Origin of the sequence: Paenibacillus woosongensis, assembly GCF_009725165.1 — a bacterium.
Classification (GTDB): domain Bacteria; phylum Bacillota; class Bacilli; order Paenibacillales; family Paenibacillaceae; genus Fontibacillus; species Fontibacillus woosongensis.
This window is the reverse complement of record NZ_WNZW01000002.1, coordinates 967,668-988,945: the sequence shown is the minus strand read 5'-3', so window position 1 is coordinate 988,945 and position 21,278 is coordinate 967,668. Positions and strand designations below refer to the sequence as shown.

The window sequence follows — 21,278 nt, the reverse complement described above, 5'->3', positions numbered from 1 at the left end:
TCTGAGCACGTTTGGTGGCAATGGCGGAGGGGTTCCACACGTACCCATCTCGAACACGACCGTTAAGCCCTCCAGCGCCGATGGTACTTGGACCGCAGGGTCCTGGGAGAGTAGGACGTCGCCAAGCGGATGTTCCCTGATAGCTCAGTCGGTAGAGCACTCGACTGTTAATCGAGTTGTCACAGGTTCGAGTCCTGTTCGGGGAGCCATATGGCCCGTTGGTCAAGGGGTTAAGACACCTCCCTTTCACGGAGGTAACAGGGGTTCGAATCCCCTACGGGTCACCACTTTCATTAAAGCATCAGTAGGGATGAGAATCCCATAAAGGGGTTCGTCAGAGCATAAGCGTCGTTAGCGATAACATCGCAGTCTCGAACGAAGTGAGAGTATCCCCTACGGGTCACCACTTTCATCAAAAATATTATGGAGGCTTAGCTCAGCTGGGAGAGCATCTGCCTTACAAGCAGAGGGTCAGCGGTTCGATCCCGTTAGCCTCCACCATATATAAATTTTATTACTGACGCGGGGTGGAGCAGCTCGGTAGCTCGTCGGGCTCATAACCCGAAGGTCGCAGGTTCAAATCCTGTCCCCGCAATTGCATTACCTAGTGTGGAGCCGTGGTGTAGAGGCCTAACATGCCTGCCTGTCACGCAGGAGACCGCGGGTTCGAATCCCGTCGGCTCCGCCATTACATCTCTGAATAAGGGATGAGAATCCATTGATTTGAGCCATTAGCTCAGTTGGTAGAGCACCTGACTTTTAATCAGGGTGTCGAAGGTTCGAGTCCTTCATGGCTCACTTTTAAGAGTTGCGCGTGTGGCGGAATTGGCAGACGCACTAGACTTAGGATCTAGCGTCTTCGGATGTGGGGGTTCAAGTCCCTCCACGCGCACCAAGTTTTGCGGACGTGGCTCAGCGGTAGAGCATCGCCTTGCCAAGGCGAGGGTCGCGGGTTCGATTCCCGTCGTCCGCTCCATATAAATATGCGCCCTTAGCTCAGCTGGATAGAGCGTTTGACTACGAATCAAAAGGTCGGGAGTTCGAATCTCTCAGGGCGTGCCATTTTTATTTGAATATGATATGCCGGTGTGGCGGAATGGCAGACGCGTTCGACTCAAAATCGAATGGGGAGACCCGTGGAGGTTCGAGTCCTCTCACCGGTATTAGCGAAAAGAGTTCATTAGAGATATTCTCTAGCGAGCTTTTTTTATTTGAGCTTTACTTCCCCACTCATTGCTTGAGTTGAAGAACCTTCGATTTGTATTCTTAAACCCATGTCTCTCAAGGAGAATGGGAAAATGCTACGTAATGACTCAGGCTTAATGCGCTGACTCAATGCATCGACATAGAGATTAAGTAAAGTGATACTGCTTGTTATCCTCCTGAAGTATATTCCGAAATTACCAAACCTTTAATTGAATACTGCGTAAGATGGAGTCTTTATTTGCTTTTTAGCTTCAAAAATTTGCTCATTGCATAGGCTATTGGCTTTTAGATGTGCATAGCCGAAAAACCCCTCATGTAAAATAATACTTTTACGTGAGGGGTTTGAAGCCGGTTTAAACTTTAGCGGCCCATATTTCAATTTCTATTTTAATTTCTGGTAGACCTAATTCAGAAATATAGCCAACTGTCATTGCTGGATAATCACTGCCGAATAATTGTGACCACTTTTTATATAGATAGTCCCAATCTATTTTTTGGGTAGCCCAGATATTTACTTTAATAATATGCTCTGATGTTAGCTCCTCGGATTGTAATACGGTTTGGATATTGTCAAAAGTATTCTTGATTTGTTCGTTCATGCTATCGGGAATGTTACCATTCTGATCCACCCCAATTTGGCCAGAAGTAACATACAGCTCAGAGTTTCTAGGGATTTTGGTAATATGAGTGTAGTTACCTACTGGACCATACACACCTTCAGGATTTTTTCTAGTAATTTTGGAATCCATTTTAAAATACCTCCGCAAATTAGAATGTTCTGCTGTTATGACAATTCATTTTTGGACACACTTCACCCGTAATAATGAATTCTAGAAAAAAACAGCAGTAGAGTATCCATATCCAAAAGATATAGACATTAAAGATCTCTTCTTCATGGATTGGACACTCCTTTCTTAATAAATGCGAAGAGAAAAATTAAAAAGATTATAATATATATATAGAGGAAATAAGATTTGATGTCAATATCAATCGGACCCTCCTCCCGCTGCTGTAAGATGATTTCCCGGTGAGTTTTACAAGGCGGAGGGTTAGAGGGACATATACTTCATTGGGCGATTAGGCGCTGATTTTTTAGCGTCTTTTTTGTTTTTTTCTGACTTCGGTGTTAACGGATAATTATGACCCGTTACTTATCGCTTCATTTGTAGATCAACCATCTGATTTAAGCCCGCTTCAAGCCGTGCGAAATGCAATGATATCCGGATTGACCTGATATGTCGTCAAATGAGTTGGAGACAATGCAGCTCCTTACAGAAATTGTGGCCAAACGAGTTGGACGCAAGCCGGATGATCTTGCCGTACGAACTTTTGCAGAAGTGGTTGTAGGCGTGAAGATATCAGGGCTAGGATCGAGATAGCGCGGATAGATTGAATTCTGTGGTTACGCTATCCGCATGAGCATGCAGGATGGCGTAGCCAAAGCCAGGGAGCACGACCTGCCTCCGTTTCCCTATCTGCCTTGATATCGGCGTCGTTGCCGGCATCCTGCCATAGCCCTTTCAGTGTTAGATATGGATTGCTACATTTCTGTAATTATGGACATTTATATTCACTCCAATGGTTGATAGACTTACATAATAATACATCAGTACAGTAGGAGTGAAAAGAATGGATGAAGTGCGTTACAAGGTAAGAGAAGTGTTGGACAAGGATAAAATCGAGACGTTTCTGCAGCAAGCTCGGATTGGACATCTTGGAATGGTCGATGGCCATCTGCCATATGTTGTTCCGCTCAATTTTGTCTGGACAAATGGGAAGCTTTATTTCCACGGAGCCACCGGTGGGAGACGAAATCAGGTTATGAATGCAAATCCGGAGGTCTGCTTCACGGTTTGTGAAGAATACGGAACGATTACTGATCCGGTGCCAGCCAAGACGGACACAGCGTATATGAGTGTAATTATTTTTGGCAAGGCACAGCCTATCGTCGACCTGAATGAAGCCACGCACATGTTGCAGGAAATGATTTATAAGTATGTGCCTGGTTACTATAATCGGCCGCTAACTCAGCAGCACGTAGACAAATACCGGTCAGCAGTATTCGGCGGTCCGGTTCAGGTGTATAGAATTGATCCTCATTATATCACCGCGAAAGGAAATCCGATTGAGGAAGATAAAATGTTCAAGCCTGGAAAAACTGTGTAGAGGACAAATCAATAACATTTCAACAGAGCCACGGGTCTTGATTACAAAGACGGGGGCTCTATTATATTTTTCCATAAATTCTATAAGTCCGTTTCAAGTGCTCTTCATCCATGCAATGTTGTATAGGTTGAATCAATCACTGATCAAGCCGACAATTCAACTGCCGTAGAGTTGTCACGCTGAGAAGGAGGAAGGTCAATGTTTAAAGTTTTGGTATCAGATCCCATAAGTGATTTTGGATTGCGGCAACTGACGAGTGCTGAAGATGTAGAGGTCGCCAAAATAACGGGGTTGAGTGAGGAGGAGCTCATTTCCATCATCGGCCCTTATGATGCGCTGCTCGTTCGTTCTCAAACGAAAGTCACTCGTCGTGTTATGGAGGCCGGGGTTCATTTAAAAGTCATTGGCCGGGCAGGAGTCGGTGTGGACAACATTGATTTGGATGCCGCAACGAGCCGAGGAATTATCGTGATCAATGCACCCGATGGTAATACGGTTACGACGTGCGAACATACCTTTGCGATGATGATGGCGTTGGCCCGGCATATACCGCAAGCCTATGCCAAGACGATTGCCGGGCTGTGGGATCGTAAATCATTCCTTGGCGTTGAATTGCAAAACAAGATACTCGGTGTACTTGGGCTTGGTCGTATCGGGATTGAAGTGGCCAAACGCGCAGCGGCGTTTGGGATGACCGTTATCGGTCACGATCCCTTTCTATCGGAAGAAAGGGCTGACAAACTGGGTATTAAGCTGGCAACCTTAGATGAAATCCTACGAACTGCTGATTTTATGACGGTTCATACGCCGCTAACGAATAATACGCATCATATGATTGCCAAACCGCAATTCGACGTCATGAAACGGGGAATACGAATGATCAACTGTGCTCGCGGGGGGATTATTGACGAAGCGGCTCTTGTCGAAGCACTCGACGAAGGTATTGTGGCAGGCGCCGCTTTTGATGTGTTTGAGCATGAGCCTCCAGCACCGGATCACCCATTTCTAAGGCATCCTAAAATGATTGTTACCCCGCATTTGGGTGCATCTACTATGGAAGCACAAGAGAATGTTGCCCTCGGTGTTTCCGAACAAGTTATTCATGTGCTGCGACATGAACCGTTTAAAAATGCAGTCAATATGCCGGCCGTATCAACCGAGCTGCTGAACAAATTACAACCTTACTTTACATTGTGCGAGCAACTGGGAAAAGCGCTTGCCCAGATGACCGATGGTGCCGTACGTGAAATCACGTTGGAGTGTGCAGGGGAACTTGCCGATCTCGATACGTCATCATTGATCCCTTATGTGCTTAAGGGCGTGCTAACTCACCATCTCGGTGCAGAACAAGTTAATATCGTCAATGCCATTCACTTGGCGAAGATCCGTGACGTTCACTTTGTGGTTCGAAAATCCCTGTCAATCCGAAGCTTGTCCAGCGAGATTACGATTCGACTAAAGACGACAATCGAGGAAAGATGGGTGACAGGGTCTGCTGTGCCCGGCGTTGGGGAGCGTCTTGTTCGAATCGGGCCATACCCGGTTGATATTACACCTGAAGGATATGTTTTGCTCATTTCACAGAAGGATAAGCCAGGCATCATTGGGCGTGTTGGAACATTACTTGGAGAAAGCGGTATAAATATTGCCACGATGCAAGTGGGGCGCAACGAAGTTGGCGGTTCGGCGGTCATGATATTAAAAAACGACAAAAAAGCTTCCAAAAATGTGATGGAATCCTTATTTGCGATACCTGAAATCAAGCGGGTACGGGAAGTTTCTTTTGTCTAATTTAATAATGTGGCAGGTAGTTGAAAAGAATCTCAACACTGTGGTTGCTTAACGCGTATGCAATAGGAATGGCGGAGTTGCTTGAATTATACAAGCATCCCCGCCAGACGATAAATGCCTTCTTCAATGGCTGCTTCATCTACTTTAGCAAAACCCAATACCCATCCTTTTCGATTGCTTTCCAAACAATACCTGCTAAGCGGATAAACACGGATTCCTTTTTCTAACGCTAGGCTCGTCACTGCCTCATCGTCAAACGATTTATGAGATTCAAGAAGCATATGCAAGCCAGTTTCTACGCCGCTCAAAGTGAAATGTTCACTGAGACCTGACGCATTGATGGCTTTCGTCATGGCTGCGTGTCTACGCCGGTATACATTTCGAACACGCCTCATATGGCGCATGAAATGGCGATGTCTGATAAAATGAGCAAGCGTTAATTGCTCCATAATCGGAAGATGACGATAGGTTAATTCCTGGATTTGGGCAAGCTGACGGATGGCCTCTTTGGGGCCGATGATTGCCGATATCCGAATGCCAGGAGCAATCATTTTGGAAAAGCTCATCATATACAATGTATTCTGAGGTTGTTGACTGAACAAGGTTGGAAGCGGATCGCCGCGGTATCGAAATTCGCTGTCATAATCATCCTCGACAATCCAGAACCGCTGCTCAGCAGCCATATGCAACAATTGCTGCCTGCGGGGTTCCGACATAATAACCCCAACCGCACACTGGTGCGATGGTGTAACGAACACAAGTTTGGATCCGGGATGAATGCGGTCTACGCATAGCCCGTATTCGTCGACCGGAACGGGGACAACTTGCATACGCCGATACTTCATCGCCATCCAGGCAGCAGGGAAGCCGGGATCTTCAACCGAAACCGTATCTCCTTCATGTAAAAGAGCTTGGGCGATCAAATCGATGCTGTGTTGTGCGCCTGAGGTTAATATGATTTGATCGATATCCACATGGACCCCCCGTTCAAGCGACAAATAACGTTGAATCTGTTCTCTTAGCGGCCGGAATCCATAGGCATCGCCGTAAGTCCAACTGTCCAACCCTGCTTCTGACGAGGCCTGTAAAAATGATTGCCTCCAATTCCTTTGAAAATGCTCATCTAAATAAGGCTCATGGGGGGTGAAGTCGATTTCTATAATTCGTTCATCTTTGTCTCCGAACCAACTGTGCAAATGGCCGATTGCAGCATTTAATAAAGGCAATTCGGGTGGGATTGGTCCTTGAGCCGAAGTTTCCCCTGAAGTTTGAGTAGCATATGTCCATTCGCTAACTCTTGTTCCGCCGCGTCGAGAGGTTACGGTGTACCCGCGGCTGTATAACTCCTCGTATACAATCTGTATAGTTGAACGGGAAACGCCGATTAATAGAGCGAGCTCTCGGGATGGCAGCAGCAGTTCGCCTGGCGGCCATTTTCCGGTTGTAATATTATGGATCGCTTGGTCCAGCAGTTGCTGCCAGATCGGACGCTCGTCATCTCGGTTTACTCTTAGCATTCATACACCTCCAGTGTTCCAAATTGTGATTATGGATTGTCCTCAATGGCTCCTCGTGGACATTTGAAACAATCCATTGATTGACATGCTATCATGGCATAACCTTCTTTTGCAAATTATGAACAGTTTTCGCTTTAAGCGATCGATAAAAGATGGTAAGTCGGCAAGCAAGCATTCATGAAATAAAGCTGGGCGCAGAATGATATCATCTGTACCCAGCTTTTACTATAGCCGTTATGTTTATTTCTGATTAAAACCTCTATATAAAAAAATTAATGCACATGCGAAGGGAAAAACTGCCGCCAAATAACCGCTTAAGGCTTGGGAAATGGCAATGACGATAAACAGGGCTGCCATAATAAAAGAAAAGATTTTAGAGTTGTTAAGGTTCATATTTCACCTCGATATAGATATCATAAAAAATCGCGTGAAGAGAAGTTAGTAATCTGTTTTAATAAAAATAAGCAGGGAAATGAGATAAGTAAATAAAACCAACACAGCAGTCAATGAAGCAAAGGTTGTCAGCGGGTAAGCCAGCAGAGAAGCAAATGCCTGGCTGGAAGGGTCCAGCGAACCTAATTTTCCTGCAAAGTTGGATAGCGTAAAAAATACCATGATGCCGATGATATTCGCTGTCCGATATCCATATCTGAAATAGAGGGGATAAAAAATCGCGTTCATGAAATAAGAGCAGCATAAGGAGAGGAACGCGACTTCCCAGTTTAGAATCGGCTGTTCCATGTGGATGCCAGCTGCATATTTCAACAATAACAGCACTAAAATGAGCCAAATATAAGATATCAACCACCATAGGAAAATCGTGGCGTATTTAGCGGCGATAATCATTTTGCGGGAAAGCGGCAAGCTCAGCAGCAGCTTGTATTGCAGCTTTTCAGTTTCTCCCGTATTCGAATTGGAATAGCTCGTCAGAAAATAACTGATAAACCCGACGGCTAAACTGAAGATGATCGTGGGGAACAGGCCTGAGCCTGAAATTCTATCGCCGAGCGTGAGGAAAAGAGGGAACATAATGATCGGAATCAGGAAGGCTATTTTTTTTTGAGTGTATAATTCCATGAAAAGCAATTTCAACATACCAGTTAGCTCCTTTTTAACCATTCTGGCTCTTTACAACGTAATACATAATGTCTTCCAGTGCAGGCCGCTCTACTTTGAATTCAGGATTCATATCCAGCCGTTCCAACTGCTCCCTTTCCATAAAAGCTTCAAACCCTAAGGAGGTTAATTTGATGGCCAGAGGGCGGTGCTCCTCGACAAGCTCTTTCAGGTTCTTGGGCCCCCTAATGATGACATAATCATCTAGGATGGCTTCCGTTTCTTTGCTGAATTGAATTTTCCCATCATGAATGAAAGTGATATAATCCGCCACATGCTCCAGATCCGAAATATTATGCGTCGAGAAAAAAATAGCTTTTTGATCGTCTTGTATAACTTCTAGCAATACATCCAGCAATTCTTTTCTGAAAATAGGGTCGAGTCCAGAAGTAGGTTCATCCATGATGATCAGTTCTGCGTGGTGTGAAAGTGCGATAGCCAAAGCGAATTTCATGGCTGTGCCTTTGGAGAGGGATTTTACTGGCGTCGATAGAGGTACGCCGAATTTTGTAATATAGTCGTAGAATGCCTTGTCATCCCATCGGTCGTAGAACATGGAGATCAATTGCTTGTTCCTCTCGACGGTCAAATCTTCAAAAAATACATTCTGGTCATATACGAAGCCTATACGCTGCTTCAAAGACTTCATATTGTCTTGCGCGTCGGCGTCGGTATTAAACAATTTGACATGACCGCTATCAGGATGAGTGAGGCCCATAATACAGCGAATCGTAGTGCTTTTGCCGGCCCCGTTAGGGCCTATGAAACCCATGATATAACCTCTTTTGAGGGAGAAGCTGACTTGCTGCAGCTCGAACCCTTTATGCTTCTTGTAAATACTGTTAACCTCCAAAATATTTTCTTCCTCATTCAAGGTCCATCTTCCTCCTCGTAAATCGTCTGTACAAGGCTTTGCAGCTCGTTAAGTCCGATATTGTACCTTTTGCATTCCGGAACAAGCCGTTCTAATTCTCGGGTAATGATCTCCAATTGCCTTGATTTCATATTCTCTTTGTCTTGGAAGGCGATGAAGGTGCCTTTTCCTAAAACGGTATGAACATACCCAGTCCTCTCCAGTTCCTCGTAAGCGCGCTTAGTAGTAATTACACTGACTTTAAGTTCACTGGCAAGCTTTCTAATTGAGGGCAGCTGATCACCTTCCTTCAGTTTGCCATTTAAAACTTGAACGATGATTTGCTCGATAATCTGTTCATAAATTGGCTGTTTCAAGGAATAAACAATTGAAATGTGCATATCGACCTCTTTTGTTATTTTGTATATATACGATATATACACTTCTAGTGTACGCCTGCAAAAATAAATTGTCTACTCTTTTTAGTATAAATTTTCCTATTAAGTCATTTAAACGAAATTAACTTCACTAATTTTAGTTAAAATATTGGGCTTTGTTCTATAATTTGTAAAAACTATCACCTGTAACTCTATTGAATTTACAATCGCTGTAAACTAATATCGAGATAGAAATTACATTTTAAGGAAATTACATCAAATTTTAATCTTTAAGATAGAAAGGAGGTAGATAAATATGGTAGCTCCAAGCGTTGAACCAAATGGCATTACATGCTGGGGATGTTTAGCATGTGCGGCATGTACGGTTACGGCATTGACACTTGTGTCTGCACTGAGCGGTTTGAACACAGTTGACTAATCTATGTGAAGTTGGGGGGACTTATCCCTAAGTTCATAATCGTCTACTTCAATCAGGGATAGGTCCTGGTCATATTATTCCTAATATTCGGGGAATGGGAGGTCTGGCGATGAAAAGCTATATTTCATGGAGTAAGAATTTGAAGCTGAAGAAATACTCGGAGCAGATTATCGTAATGGAAGTTTATGAGGATTTGGAAAAACGAAGATGTCATTCATTTTCCTTGAATCCCACGGGTGCAGAAATTATTCGTTCCATTAACGGCACGAGAACTTATGATGAGGTCATTGCATTATTGTCTGAGAAGTATAACGAAAATTATGACAGAGTAGATGCTTTAGTCACAGAATTTATAATGAATCTATCCAAGCTGCACGGTATAGACGTGATTTATAGCAGAGTACCGAAATATATTTCCTATGAGGTCGTGGAAGAAAAATCGATGTATCCTAAAGTTGTCACATTAGAGTTAACCGACCGATGTAATATCAAATGCCTGCATTGTTATGGCGATTACGGTAAAGTCGGGAATCATGATATGAGCCTGGAGGATATCAAAAATATATTGTTTCAGTTTGAGGAATTGGGGGTTCACACGATCGAATTAACGGGGGGTGAAATTACGATTCATCCCGATCTTAAGGAAATTTTATTGTATACGCTGAGTTTAAAATATGACCAAATTTCCTTTTTAAGCAATGGCATTGCTTTAACCGAAGAGATCATGGACATTATCATAGAGAATAAATCCCGGTTTGTTGTTCAAATCGATATCCACAGCCTAGATGATGATTATTTGCATTGGTTTACCAAAGCCCCGAGAACGTTGAGCCGAATTCAGCGCAATATTATGAAACTCGCGGAAAACCATGTCAAGATGAGAACTGCAACAGTCATTACAAGAAGAAATATTCAAGAAATCGAGAACATCGCAGATTGGGTACATAGTTTAAACATCGAGCATTTTGGCATCTCTCCCGTTCTTTCTTTAGGCAGAGCCATGGGGGCGGACAATGATTTGTATTTGACCTCTGAGGATATGATTTTGCTAGAAGAGAAGCTGAATATCATCAATAATAAATACGCCAACTTTATATCGATTATCGACAGCAATCGTTCTGACAGCAAAAATTGCGGTGCTTTGACCTCTCATTGCGTCATTTCGTCGCGGGGCGACGTGAAAATTTGCACAATGGACAATTTGAAATATTTTGATAGCAGCATTGGCAATGTGCTGGAGAAAGATATTAAGACGCTTTACCATGAAAATCGAGACTATATTTTGGCTTTCTTCAATATGCCTTCCCCGCAGCTTGACTCGAGTGAATGCAGGAGCTGTTCCAATATTTATTATTGCAGCGCCTGCGTGTTAAGAGGGCTCATTAAAGCGAAGGAAATGGGGGACAATTGCACATGGTTTAAGAATAGGATACCAGCCTTAATCAAGGAAAAGCTGCTGATTTAGAACGTTCACGGCAAGTATTACAAGGGCCTTGGAGTGAAGTATATGAGCAAAAAGGAATTCCAATATAGAAATCTCCTATTTTTATGGCCATACTTAAAGCAATCTAAATACAAATTTATGACTGGGATGATAGGCATGGGACTGTCATCATTGCTGATCACCCCCATCCCTTATTTAATTGGGTACTCCATAGATAATATTATTTTAATGAATAAAGGCTATCTCGATTTATTGAAAATAGCCCTGCTAATGGCAATAATTTATATTGCTGGTTACATGGTAAACATAGGTTACTCCTATATCTTTTCCAAGGTTCAATATGAGGTTGTTAATAAGATTAGAGTATCGACCGTAGAATCGGTCATAGATGCACCCCTAGCCTTCCACAATAAACATGACAAGGGATATACCCTAGGTAGAATCTCGGAGTCTTCAAGCTTAGGCGTATTGTTCTCCCCTTCATTTTTGGGGACGGTAACCGGCATCTTTGATTTTATATTCTCTCTGTTTGTGATGTTCCAATTGAGCTCCACGCTGACTTTTACAACCCTTATTATCATTCCGCTGTATTTTATTATATCCAGGCAGGCATCCCGCAAAATATCTGAAAGCACCACTAGAGTCTATGAATCATCGGCTCAATTGAATGGAGAGGTCTTCGAGACGTTAAATGGCATAGAAGAGATCAAACTGTTGGTCGGAAAAGACACGCAGATTCAAAAGCTTAACAGAAAACTGGAAAGCATGATTAAAAGTTTGCTTAAACAAAGCCTGAATTTCGTGTTTTTTGTTCAAAATATTATTTTAAGCAATAACCTGGTAACGACATTTGTTTTATTCATCTCCGGAATATTAATTCTGAACAATGATCTGACGATAGGGATATATACATCTTTTTCGTTATATTTGTCGAAGCTTCTCGCGACGACCCAGGCATTTGGCAGCATTGAAGTTACATTAAAGCCGGTGTGCGTCAGCATAAGCAGAATTAAGGGGATCCTGGAAACGGAAAACGAAAATATGGCCGGCGCTCGGGGATTTGATGAAAGCATCAGCACTATTCGTTTCAAAGAAGTAAGCTTTAAATATGAGGCCGGCAAGGAATGGGTTATCCAAAACATGGACTTTGAGCTGGAAACCGGGGACCGAGTGCTTCTTCGCGGCTTGAACGGTTCAGGAAAAACAACGCTCATTAAACTGATTACTGGCTTGTATAAGCCTGTTCAGGGGCAAATCATGATGAATGAGCAGGATTATTCGCTGCTAGATATTAACTCGATAAGGAAACGGATAGGCATCGTCTCCCAAAGCATATTTCTATTCAAAGGAACGGTGGCGGATAACATCCTTTTTGGACAAACAGGAAAAACAATAGATGATGTCATCGCGACAGCCCAGAAATATAACTTGATGGGTTATCTTGAAAAACTCCCAAAAGGATTGAATACGGAAATCTCGCAGAATGGCTTTGGCGTATCGGGCGGGCAAACGCAGGTGATCGCGTTTTTAAGAGCTGTTTTGGTTCACCGGGATTTAATTATTCTCGATGAGGCGACATCGAATTTGGATATAGATACGAAAGACCTGATCGCGGGCATTTTAAATGCCGAGCAGCTTTGTCATATATTAATTGTAATTTCTCATCAAGCCGAACAGTATGATTATATTAATAAAGTCATCGACTTGGACCAATATAAAGATAACCTAGTATTACAAGGACAATGAGGATAGAGGATAGGTGTAATCATAAAAATCCAAGGAGGCCGACTGCATGAAGCAGCAGCTTCCTTGACTTGATTGATGGCTGAAAAACAAAGTGTTGACACATTTGATTCCAAGTGATATTATCTTAGAAGTGACCCAAAAAGGAGTCGCTACAAGAAATCATTTATGAACTACTTGTCATCGGGACGTAGCTCAGCTTGGTAGAGCACCTGGTTTGGGACCAGGGGGTCGCATGTTCGAATCGTGTCGTCCCGATATACAAAGAAGCAGCCATTCTTTAGAGTGGCTGCTTCTTTGTATTCTGTATAATTCAATCTCCCTCCGGTCACAATAACAATAAATATCGACCGATAGAAGGGGATACCAGTGAATATCTTCCGTATCAAAAGACAGCTAAGGCGCCGGTGGAGAAGATGGAGACGCGCTATTTGGACGATTGGCGGCTGCGGGCTGGTCACCATGATGACTTGGCTCGGACTGATGTTGTCCAATCAAATGGAGCAATTGATGGCCAAGGAGCCGATTGCTCTGGAAACGCTGGGAATCATCAGGGAAGCGGCCATAGGCGCAGGCAAGGAGACTGATTTGGAATCAGCCTGGATCGAACAATTGAACCAAAGCAGGCAGCGGCGAACCGTTCATTTAAACAAAATATATGCGTGCGGAGAAGAGAGTTCCGTCCTGGGAACCTTAAGTCCCGATGAAGTCATTGAAATATATCGTTCTAATCCAGGCTGGCAGGGAAGCATTGATGCCCAAGGAGACGTCTGGTTTGAGCAGCAGATCAATGAGCTGTCGGAGACGTGCAGAAGCAACGGATATTTCGGGATCGACCAGCAGGGGAATCTCAGTCTGTTCGATGGACCTCCAGATAAAGAGAAGGTGCTTAAAACCTTTTTCCAATTAGACGTAGAGACGATGGAAAGCTCTCTGCCCCCTGACGTACTGCTGCATCTGCATCAGGGCATCCGCATACAGGATTTGGACGAGTACAACAGCGTACTGTCAACATTCAGCGAATTTGCAGCCATGCCGGCCAGGAAGGTCATGCAACAAAAGGATGAATAAAGCGTATATACTATCATGCCAAGAGGCGTTGTCCAAACGTCTCTTTTTTTGTTGCCGCTGACAAAGTTCTACAAAGATTTTCCTCAACAGTCCTCATTCTTTTGCTATAATAAGTGAATACATATGTTCGGTTATCTGGACATAGGCTTCGCTTCCGCAAGGAAGCTCCTTCAGGAATATGGAGCTGTAAACAAACATGGGGAGAGATAGAGGTTGCGAATATTAGGGATTGACCCGGGCATCGCCATCGTCGGTTTCGGCTTTATTGATAAACAAGGCAGCAAATGCGTTCCCGTACAATACGGCTGCATTCAGACAGAGGCGCATACGCCAGAGGAAGAAAGGCTGCTTCATGTCTATGAAGGCATGGTTCAGCTTATCGACAAATACCAGCCTGACGCCGTAGCGCTAGAGAAGCTGTTCTTCAACCGGAACGTGACTACTGCTATGTCGGTCAGCCAGGCGCGAGGCGTACTTGTACTAGCTGCGGCACAGCGTAATTTGCCGATATCGGAGTATACGCCAATGCAAATCAAACAAGCGATGGTAGGGTACGGCAAAGCGGAGAAAAAGCAGGTGCAGGAAATGACGAGAATGTTCCTGAAGCTGCAGGCGATCCCGAAGCCGGACGATGTGGCGGATGCGCTGGCCGTAGCGATTTGTCATGCCCATTCTTATACACTAAATTCGAAATTGAACGAGGTATTGAGGACATGATTGATTTTGTTAGGGGCCAGGTGGCTCATTTGGAAAACGACTATGTCGTGTTGGATGTTCAGGGAATAGGGTACCGTATTTATTGCCCGAATCCCTATGTGTTTACTGCCAAAAACGAACAGACGACGGTGTACACCCATCATCACGTACGGGAGGATGCTATCCTGCTATACGGCTTCCCGACGCGGGAGGAGCAGAAACTGTTCCGCAAGCTGATCGAAGTATCCGGGATCGGGCCGCGGGTAGCGCTCGGCATTCTAAGCGGGGGACAACCGGAGCATGTCGTAGCTGCGATCCAGCAGGAGAACATTACGTTTCTGACCAAGCTGCCGGGAATCGGGAAGAAGACGGCGCAGCGGATGATCCTTGATCTGAAGGACAAGCTGGACGGCCTAGGCGGGCCTTCGCTGTTTGATGAGGCGCCGGCTGAGTTGGACGGGCTGGATGGGCTAAATCCGGGCTGGCCGGAGGCCAGGGAAGGATTGAAGGCGCTCGGTTATACCGACGCCGAGCTTGACCGGGTATGGCACCAGCTGAAGGATTCGATCAAGCCTGCCGAAGAGGTGGATTCGGTCATGAAAAAAGCGCTCAAGCTGCTGTATGCAGGCTGACTTGGGCTAGAGGGGAAGGAGCAAGTTAGCGATGGAAGACCGGATTATATCCGCGAATTTGATGATGGAAGAGCAGGCCGTGGAGCTTAGTCTTCGTCCCCGTTATTTAGCGGAATATATCGGACAGAGCCAAATCAAGGACAACTTGAAAATATATATCGAAGCCGCAAAAATGCGCAACGAAGCACTGGACCACGTCCTGTTGTACGGACCGCCGGGGCTTGGAAAGACGACGCTGGCCAATATTATCGCCAATGAGCTTGGCGTCAACCTGCGGACGACGTCAGGGCCCGCAATCGAGCGGCCAGGGGATTTAGCCGCTCTGCTGACGAACTTGCAGGAAGGGGACGTCCTCTTCATCGACGAAATCCACCGGCTGCATCGGACGGTGGAAGAGGTGCTATATCCGGCGATGGAGGATTTCGCCCTGGATATAATGATCGGCAAGGGGCCGAGCGCAAGATCCGTGAGGCTCGATTTGCCGCCGTTTACGCTGATCGGCGCCACGACGAGAGCGGGACTGCTGTCAGCGCCGCTGCGCGACCGTTTTGGCGTGGTGAACCGTCTGGAGTTCTATACGGTGGAGGAGCTCAGCTATATCGTAAGCCGGGGCGCTGATATTTTTGGCATCGATATTATCGGGGACGCAGCCGATGAGATCGCGCTTCGCTCGCGGGGAACGCCGCGGATTGCCAACCGGCTCCTCAAGCGGGTGCGGGATTTCGCTCAGGTGCGTGCAGACGGCCATATTACTACCGATATTGCCAAGGAAGCTTTACAGCGGCTGCAGGTTGATCCTATGGGTCTTGATTTGATCGACCATAAGATGCTTCGGGCGATGATTACGAATTTCCGGGGCGGGCCTGTCGGACTGGATACGATCGCCGCGACGATCGGGGAAGAAAGCCAGACGATTGAGGACGTATACGAGCCATACTTGCTCCAAATCGGTTATTTGCAGCGTACACCGCGCGGCAGAGTGGCAACTCCGGCGGCTTATCAGCATCTGGGGCTGCCCATGCCTGCGGATTCTTGAGAAGAGAAGCCAACTGCATTACACGTTGATGAGGAGGATACAGAGCGTGATTATTCCTAGACCGAGACGAGGACAAAAAAACAGGGGTTCAAAGTGGGCAGCGGCTCTATTGAGCGCAGCATTGCTGAGCGGCCTATTCCAGACGCCAGCCGGTGCGGATGCGATGCCGGATACGCGAGTTCGCGTCGCCATGTTCCTGGACTTAGGCAGCACGTATAAATCGATAGTGCCGGCGGTGAGCCTGGCAGCGGAATCGGCGTGGCAGGCAGGGCCGCAAAAAGACGGCAGCTTTGAGAGCTGGCTTGATTTCACTCCGGGTCAGACGGTACGCTTCAGCGTGGACGGGATTAAAGTCAAAGCGTTGGAAAGCGCAGACTGGCAAACGGTCTCGGCAGCCGTCAAGAAGCTGCAGAGCGGAACGGACAAGCCGGTGGCGGTTGTCACCGAGCAAGCGGGCGGAACGGTATATCAAGTGTATACGGGGCCTTATGCCAGCGCAGAAGAGGCATCTGGGGCGGTAACCCGTGTGACCCAGGCGCTAGCAGGACAGTTGGGAGGAGCACAGCCGACCATTCATGGGGGGTACTATTATTCCGCAGGCGTATTTGGAAGCAAAGTGGAAGCGGAGGCTTACAGCCAATCGTTAAGCCTGCCAGGGATAGAGGTCAAGGTTGCTGTTGTGGGTGCCAGCCAATATGCGGTATGGGTCGGCGGAGCCGTTAACGATTCGGCATTGGCCGCGCTGAAGGGACAGATTCTTCAGCTGCAACCGCAATTGAATTTATCACCGGTGGATGTTCAGGCCCCTGCGCTGATTGCGTACCGTGATGTTACCGGGGAAGCGGTTTCTCCAAGGACGGTTGACCATTATGCGGTCAGCGGCGCAAATACGAAGCTGGTCGTGCGGGATAGCGAAGATTCTGTCATTCAAGTGGCCGAGAGATCAGCCCGTAAATTTCGCGGGGACTTCGAAATCAGCAGCGTAAACGGCCAGCTTGCCCTGGTAAACGACGTTCCGCTGGAGCAATATTTGTATTCGGTCGTCGCTGCAGAGGTGCCTAGCTCCTGGCCGCAGGAGTCCTTGAAGGCGCAGGCGGTTGCAGCCCGGAGCTATGCGCTGTACCATGCAGCCGGCAATAAGTTCAACGTCGCAGGACTGGTGGATACAACCTTAAGCCAGGTATACAATGGAGTTGATAAGGAAGTTGACAGCATCAAACAAGCCGTGGACAGCACAGCCGGTGAGGTTATAAAATCGAATGGCCGGATTGTGGAAGCCATTTTCTCCTCCAATAGCGGGGGCATGACGGCCGATTCGACCGAGGTATGGAGCAACCCGAACGCGACGTTTGGCAGCATGCCGAGCGATGGGGACAAGGCTGCGCAGGCAGGGTTGAAATCATGGTATCATGTGCTGCTGCCTTCGGGTAAAACGGGATACGTAAGGGAAGATAACGTAAAGCTTACGGGAGGAAAAACAGCAGCGGGCCTGACTCAAATGACGGTAACGTCAAGCGCAACGAATGTCCGTCCGATTCCGCTGATCCAAGCGGATGTCAGCCCGGTGGCGCAAATGAATCCTGGCGATCAGGCGGTTGTGCTTGGCCTCGTTGAGGAATCCAGCTCATATGCGTGGATACGAGGCCCCTATAGCTCGGATGAGCTGTTAAAGTCGCTGAAGGGCAGAACGGGGACCGAAGCTCCTTCCCCGATCCTCAATTTGGAAATTACACAGCGCGGGCCTTCCGGACGCGCAACGCAGATCAAAGCCAATGGGCAAATCCTCGATGTTCGTTATCCGGATTTATTCCGCTCTGCTTTTGGCGGGCTCCCAAGCACACTGTTTGATATTGCGGCTACCGGTAGGTATACTGTACAAAGCGCAGGCGGAGAAATGGCCGCCGGGACGGCGTCCTCCGGCACGCCAGTGCTGTCTTCATCGGGCGTTAGCAACTGGAACGGCGGCAGTATGGTCATCATGGGAGCGGACGGTGCGGCCCGGGCCGTTGATCAGACGAACCGTTTCCTCTTCGTGGGACGCGGCAATGGCCATGGTCTTGGCTTATCCCAATGGGGGGCCAAAGGAATGGCAGATGCAGGGTATGATTATATATCCATTTTGCAACACTATTATCAGAACGTAACTATCGTTAAGGAATGATTGCATCCTATGAATGTCGACTTATATGATTTTGAATTGCCGGAAGAATTGATCGCACAGACACCGCTCGCCGATCGTACCGCATCCCGGCTGCTTTCTTTAAATAAAGCCACCGGTGAGGTGCGGCACCATATGTTTCCGGCGATATTGGACTATTTGCAGCCAGGAGATACGCTGGTATTGAATGATACTCGGGTAATTCCGGCCAGGCTCTTTGGCGCCAAGCGGGACACAGGCGCCAAGGCCGAGGTTCTGCTGCTCAAGAACATAGGGGACGACCGGTGGGAAGCCTTGGTCAAGCCCGGCAAAAAACTGAAGACCGGCGCTGTAATCACTTTCGGAGACGAACTCACAGCTACGATTGAGAGCGAAGGGGATATGGGGGAGCGCGTGCTTTCTTTTTCCTATGAGGGCATCTTTAATGAAATCCTGGACCGGCTAGGACAGATGCCGCTTCCTCCTTACATTAAGGAGAAACTCGACGACCGCGAGCGTTACCAGACTGTATATTCTAAGCATGAAGGGTCAGCCGCCGCACCGACTGCCGGCCTGCATTTCACGAATGAGCTGCTGGAGCAGGTGCAGGCTAAAGGCGTTGACATCGCTTTTATAACGCTGCATGTAGGTCTTGGAACCTTTAGGCCCATGTCGGTCGAGCGGGTAGAGGATCATGTCATGCATGAGGAATATTATATTCTGTCCGAAGAGACGGCAGAGCTGCTGAATGCAACGAGACAGCGCGGCGGGCGAATCATTGCCGTCGGCACGACTTCCGCACGCACGCTGGAGACGGTGGCGGGTAAAGGCCAGGAAGGTCCGATCACCGCGATGAGCGGCTGGACAGGCATTTTCATTTATCCCGGCTATGAATTTAAACTGGTAGATGCGCTGCTTACCAATTTTCACTTGCCCAAGTCAACATTGGTCATGCTGGTCAGCGCTCTGGCCGGGCGAGAGCGCCTGCTGAACGCATACCGTGAAGCCGTCGAGCACAAATACCGTTTCTTCAGCTTCGGGGATGCCATGTTTATTTATTAAGGTTAAGAGGATGGTTGATAATATTGGCAGCAGCAATAACTTACGAACACATTAAGACGTGCAAGCAGTCGGGCGCAAGGCTCGGTCGGGTGCATACCCCGCACGGCGTGATTGAGACGCCGATTTTTATGCCGGTCGGAACGCTAGCCACAGTTAAGACGATGAGCCCGGAAGAACTTAAGGAAATGGATGCGCAAATTATTTTGAGCAACACGTATCATTTGTTTCTGAGACCTGGGCATGACATTATTCGTGAAGCGGGCGGACTGCATAAATTTATGAATTGGGATCGTCCGATCCTGACCGACAGCGGCGGATTCCAGGTGTTCTCACTCAGTGAAATGCGGAAGATTACGGAGGAGGGCGTGCATTTCCGCTCGCACCTGAATGGCGACAAGCTGTTCCTGTCTCCTGAAGTCGCGATGGAAATCCAAAACGCGTTGGGCTCGGATATCATGATGGCCTTTGACGAATGTGCGCCTTACCCGGCTGAGCATGATTATGTCAAAAAATCACTCGAACGCACGACCCGCTGGGCCGAGCGCTGTCTGAAAAGCCATGCCCGCCCGCATGATCAAGGCTTGTTCGGGATCGTCCAAGGCGGCATGTTCGAAGACTTGCGCAAACAGAGCGCGAAGGATTTGACTTCCCTGGATTTTCCGGGGTATGCTATTGGTGGACTGAGTGTTGGTGAGCCTAAGCACTTGATGTATGAGGTGCTCGATTATACGGTGCCTTTACTCCCGGCAGACAAGCCCCGTTATTTGATGGGGGTAGGATCGCCGGATGCGTTGATTGAAGGCTCCATCCGGGGAATCGATATGTTTGACTGCGTGCTGCCGACCAGGATTGCCCGCAACGGCACAACGATGACGAGCCAAGGCAGACTGGTGGTGCGCAACGCTCAATATGCAAGAGATTTCGGGCCGCTCGATCCGGAGTGCGATTGCTACACTTGCCGTAATTACTCCCGGGCTTACTTGCGGCACTTGATCAAAAGTGATGAGACATTCGGTCTTCGGCTGACTACATATCACAACCTGTATTTCTTAATTAACCTGATGCGCCAAGTTCGTCAGGCGATTATGGAAGACAGGCTGCTCGATTTCCGGGATGAGTTCTTCGAGCGGTATGGTCTGTTTGGCAATGATAAGGGATTCTAAGAAAAGCAATTATTCAGCGAAAGGGGGATATCCATGTTCCAGTATGCAGCAGCGGCAGGATCAGGTGCGGCGAATCCAATCATTTCCTTGGTTGTTCCGTTCGCGATCATGTTTATCGTGTTTTATTTTCTGTTGATTCGTCCTCAGAAGAAGAAGCAGCAATCACGCAATGAAATGCTGAGAGCGCTCAAGAAAGGGGACAAGATCGTCACAATCGGCGGTCTGCACGGTACAATCGTTTCATTGACGGATGATAACGTGGTACTTCTCGTGAATGATGCGACGAAGCTGACGTTTGAGCGCAACGCGATCAGCCATAGCGTAAGCACAGAGAAGGCTTCCGAATCCAAGTAACGACGAAAAGCCCATCTGAATGAGAAAAGAGCCTGCAACAGGCTCTTTTTTGTTGCTTAGAGCAGTATCTTATCTTTTCTTATGCAAATTGACTCCGAACATCCCTCCTAGAGCCCCGATCAATAAGGCAGGAAGAAGTAAAGTGAAATCGTTTAGCCCCGGAGAATTATCCAAGGCCAGAAAGCTGATGCACAATACTAGAAGGCCGTACAGCATTCCGGTAAGAGCCCCCTGATACCAGCCCTTCTGCCCAGCCCGCTTCCCTGAGGTAAGTCCCCCAAATAACAGAGCAGCAGCATGCACGATGTAAATCGGCCAGGTAAGATTGTGCTCCTCCAGCGAACCGGATTGCAGCAGCAGAGATAAAATCAGCGCCCCGATCATCATCCACAGGAAAGCGTACCATATGCCAGACAAGGTGGGATGGGAAAGTCGAATTGATCCCAAACGTCGGAAGAAATCCATAACTCGTTCC

19 protein-coding genes, 11 tRNA genes and 1 rRNA gene are annotated in these 21,278 nt (G+C 47.1%); 25 read left to right on the top strand and 6 right to left on the bottom strand.

Annotated elements, in window-relative coordinates:
- Positions 1–10 precede the first annotated feature (10 nt).
- The 11 genes from rrf to GNP95_RS10775 all read left to right on the top strand — a co-directional run bounded on the left by rrf (position 11) and on the right by GNP95_RS10775 (position 1,163).
- Positions 11–127, top strand: a 5S ribosomal RNA gene (gene rrf / locus GNP95_RS10825).
- A gap of 6 nt (positions 128–133) precedes the next feature.
- Positions 134–209 (top strand) — tRNA-Asn (locus tag GNP95_RS10820).
- A 3-nt stretch (positions 210–212) separates the two neighbouring features.
- Positions 213–287 (top strand) — tRNA-Glu (locus GNP95_RS10815).
- 138 nt (positions 288–425) lie between these two features.
- Positions 426–501, top strand: a tRNA-Val gene (locus GNP95_RS10810).
- Positions 502–521: 20 nt separating this feature from the next.
- Positions 522–595 (top strand) — tRNA-Met (locus tag GNP95_RS10805).
- Positions 596–611: 16 nt separating this feature from the next.
- Positions 612–688: transfer RNA gene (locus GNP95_RS10800), tRNA-Asp, on the top strand.
- A gap of 37 nt (positions 689–725) precedes the next feature.
- Positions 726–798 (top strand) — tRNA-Lys (locus GNP95_RS10795).
- Between the two features lie 12 nt (positions 799–810).
- A tRNA-Leu gene (locus GNP95_RS10790) sits at positions 811–895 on the top strand.
- 6 nt (positions 896–901) lie between these two features.
- Positions 902–976: transfer RNA gene (locus tag GNP95_RS10785), tRNA-Gly, on the top strand.
- A gap of 9 nt (positions 977–985) precedes the next feature.
- A tRNA-Arg gene (locus GNP95_RS10780) sits at positions 986–1,062 on the top strand.
- Between the two features lie 20 nt (positions 1,063–1,082).
- Positions 1,083–1,163 (top strand) — tRNA-Leu (locus GNP95_RS10775).
- Between the two features lie 396 nt (positions 1,164–1,559).
- On the opposite strand, the gene GNP95_RS10770 is transcribed toward GNP95_RS10775, so the two are convergent.
- Complete coding sequence (locus GNP95_RS10770) at positions 1,560–1,955, bottom strand: RidA family protein (protein WP_155610792.1); 396 nt, start codon at positions 1,953–1,955, stop codon at positions 1,560–1,562.
- A gap of 486 nt (positions 1,956–2,441) precedes the next feature.
- Between GNP95_RS10770 and GNP95_RS26185 the strand changes: the two genes are divergently transcribed.
- The 3 genes from GNP95_RS26185 (at position 2,442) to serA (ending at position 5,163) form a co-directional block, all read left to right on the top strand.
- Entirely contained in the window at positions 2,442–2,585 is a 144-nt protein-coding gene (locus tag GNP95_RS26185) for an acyl-CoA-like ligand-binding transcription factor (RefSeq protein ID WP_230873739.1), read from the top strand.
- Between the two features lie 250 nt (positions 2,586–2,835).
- On the top strand, positions 2,836–3,372 hold the full coding sequence (locus tag GNP95_RS10760; protein WP_155610791.1) for a pyridoxamine 5'-phosphate oxidase family protein: 537 nt from the start codon (positions 2,836–2,838) through the stop codon (positions 3,370–3,372).
- Between the two features lie 198 nt (positions 3,373–3,570).
- Complete coding sequence (serA, locus tag GNP95_RS10755; RefSeq protein ID WP_155610790.1) at positions 3,571–5,163, top strand: phosphoglycerate dehydrogenase; 1,593 nt, start codon at positions 3,571–3,573, stop codon at positions 5,161–5,163.
- A gap of 86 nt (positions 5,164–5,249) precedes the next feature.
- On the opposite strand, the gene pdxR is transcribed toward serA, so the two are convergent.
- The 4 genes from pdxR to GNP95_RS10735 all read right to left on the bottom strand — a co-directional run bounded on the left by pdxR (position 5,250) and on the right by GNP95_RS10735 (position 9,026).
- Entirely contained in the window at positions 5,250–6,680 is a 1,431-nt protein-coding gene (gene pdxR / locus GNP95_RS10750) for a MocR-like pyridoxine biosynthesis transcription factor PdxR (protein ID WP_155610789.1), read from the bottom strand.
- 438 nt (positions 6,681–7,118) lie between these two features.
- Positions 7,119–7,775: an ABC-2 transporter permease gene (locus GNP95_RS10745; RefSeq protein ID WP_196427134.1), complete on the bottom strand. Its 657-nt coding sequence runs from the start codon at positions 7,773–7,775 to the stop codon at positions 7,119–7,121.
- A 16-nt stretch (positions 7,776–7,791) separates the two neighbouring features.
- Positions 7,792–8,670 (bottom strand): ABC transporter ATP-binding protein, encoded by an 879-nt coding sequence (locus GNP95_RS10740; RefSeq protein WP_155610787.1) that lies wholly within the window; start codon positions 8,668–8,670, stop codon positions 7,792–7,794.
- Positions 8,667–9,026: a GntR family transcriptional regulator gene (locus GNP95_RS10735; RefSeq protein WP_230873738.1), complete on the bottom strand. Its 360-nt coding sequence runs from the start codon at positions 9,024–9,026 to the stop codon at positions 8,667–8,669. Before GNP95_RS10735 ends, GNP95_RS10740 begins: the two co-directional genes overlap by 4 nt.
- Before the next feature lie 548 nt (positions 9,027–9,574).
- On the opposite strand from GNP95_RS10735, the gene GNP95_RS10730 reads away from it, so the two are divergent.
- The 11 genes from GNP95_RS10730 (at position 9,575) to yajC (ending at position 20,803) form a co-directional block, all read left to right on the top strand.
- Complete coding sequence (locus GNP95_RS10730) at positions 9,575–10,930, top strand: PqqD family peptide modification chaperone (protein WP_196427133.1); 1,356 nt, start codon at positions 9,575–9,577, stop codon at positions 10,928–10,930.
- Positions 10,931–10,972: 42 nt separating this feature from the next.
- Positions 10,973–12,655, top strand: coding sequence for an ABC transporter ATP-binding protein (locus GNP95_RS10725; RefSeq protein WP_155610784.1), 1,683 nt, complete (start codon positions 10,973–10,975; stop codon positions 12,653–12,655).
- A gap of 181 nt (positions 12,656–12,836) precedes the next feature.
- Positions 12,837–12,910: transfer RNA gene (locus GNP95_RS10720), tRNA-Pro, on the top strand.
- Between the two features lie 111 nt (positions 12,911–13,021).
- Positions 13,022–13,723 (top strand): BofC C-terminal domain-containing protein, encoded by a 702-nt coding sequence (locus tag GNP95_RS10715; RefSeq protein ID WP_330163345.1) that lies wholly within the window; start codon positions 13,022–13,024, stop codon positions 13,721–13,723.
- Between the two features lie 213 nt (positions 13,724–13,936).
- The gene (gene ruvC / locus GNP95_RS10710; protein ID WP_155610783.1) at positions 13,937–14,440 is read left to right on the top strand and encodes a crossover junction endodeoxyribonuclease RuvC; all 504 of its coding nucleotides are present in this window, start codon (positions 13,937–13,939) and stop codon (positions 14,438–14,440) included.
- Positions 14,437–15,051: a Holliday junction branch migration protein RuvA gene (ruvA, locus tag GNP95_RS10705; RefSeq protein ID WP_155610782.1), complete on the top strand. Its 615-nt coding sequence runs from the start codon at positions 14,437–14,439 to the stop codon at positions 15,049–15,051. The genes ruvC and ruvA overlap by 4 nt, the downstream gene beginning before the upstream one ends.
- 31 nt (positions 15,052–15,082) lie before the next feature.
- The gene (gene ruvB / locus GNP95_RS10700; RefSeq protein ID WP_155610781.1) at positions 15,083–16,087 is read left to right on the top strand and encodes a Holliday junction branch migration DNA helicase RuvB; all 1,005 of its coding nucleotides are present in this window, start codon (positions 15,083–15,085) and stop codon (positions 16,085–16,087) included.
- A gap of 46 nt (positions 16,088–16,133) precedes the next feature.
- The gene (locus tag GNP95_RS10695) at positions 16,134–18,248 is read left to right on the top strand and encodes a SpoIID/LytB domain-containing protein (RefSeq protein WP_330163344.1); all 2,115 of its coding nucleotides are present in this window, start codon (positions 16,134–16,136) and stop codon (positions 18,246–18,248) included.
- A gap of 9 nt (positions 18,249–18,257) precedes the next feature.
- Complete coding sequence (queA, locus tag GNP95_RS10690) at positions 18,258–19,286, top strand: tRNA preQ1(34) S-adenosylmethionine ribosyltransferase-isomerase QueA (RefSeq protein WP_155610779.1); 1,029 nt, start codon at positions 18,258–18,260, stop codon at positions 19,284–19,286.
- 23 nt (positions 19,287–19,309) lie between these two features.
- Entirely contained in the window at positions 19,310–20,449 is a 1,140-nt protein-coding gene (tgt, locus tag GNP95_RS10685) for a tRNA guanosine(34) transglycosylase Tgt (protein ID WP_155610778.1), read from the top strand.
- 33 nt (positions 20,450–20,482) lie between these two features.
- Positions 20,483–20,803 (top strand): preprotein translocase subunit YajC, encoded by a 321-nt coding sequence (gene yajC / locus GNP95_RS10680; RefSeq protein ID WP_155610777.1) that lies wholly within the window; start codon positions 20,483–20,485, stop codon positions 20,801–20,803.
- A 69-nt stretch (positions 20,804–20,872) separates the two neighbouring features.
- Here yajC and GNP95_RS10675 read toward each other — a convergent pair whose 3' ends face one another.
- Positions 20,873–21,268 (bottom strand): TIGR04086 family membrane protein, encoded by a 396-nt coding sequence (locus GNP95_RS10675; protein ID WP_155610776.1) that lies wholly within the window; start codon positions 21,266–21,268, stop codon positions 20,873–20,875.
- Positions 21,269–21,278: the final 10 nt, after the last annotated feature.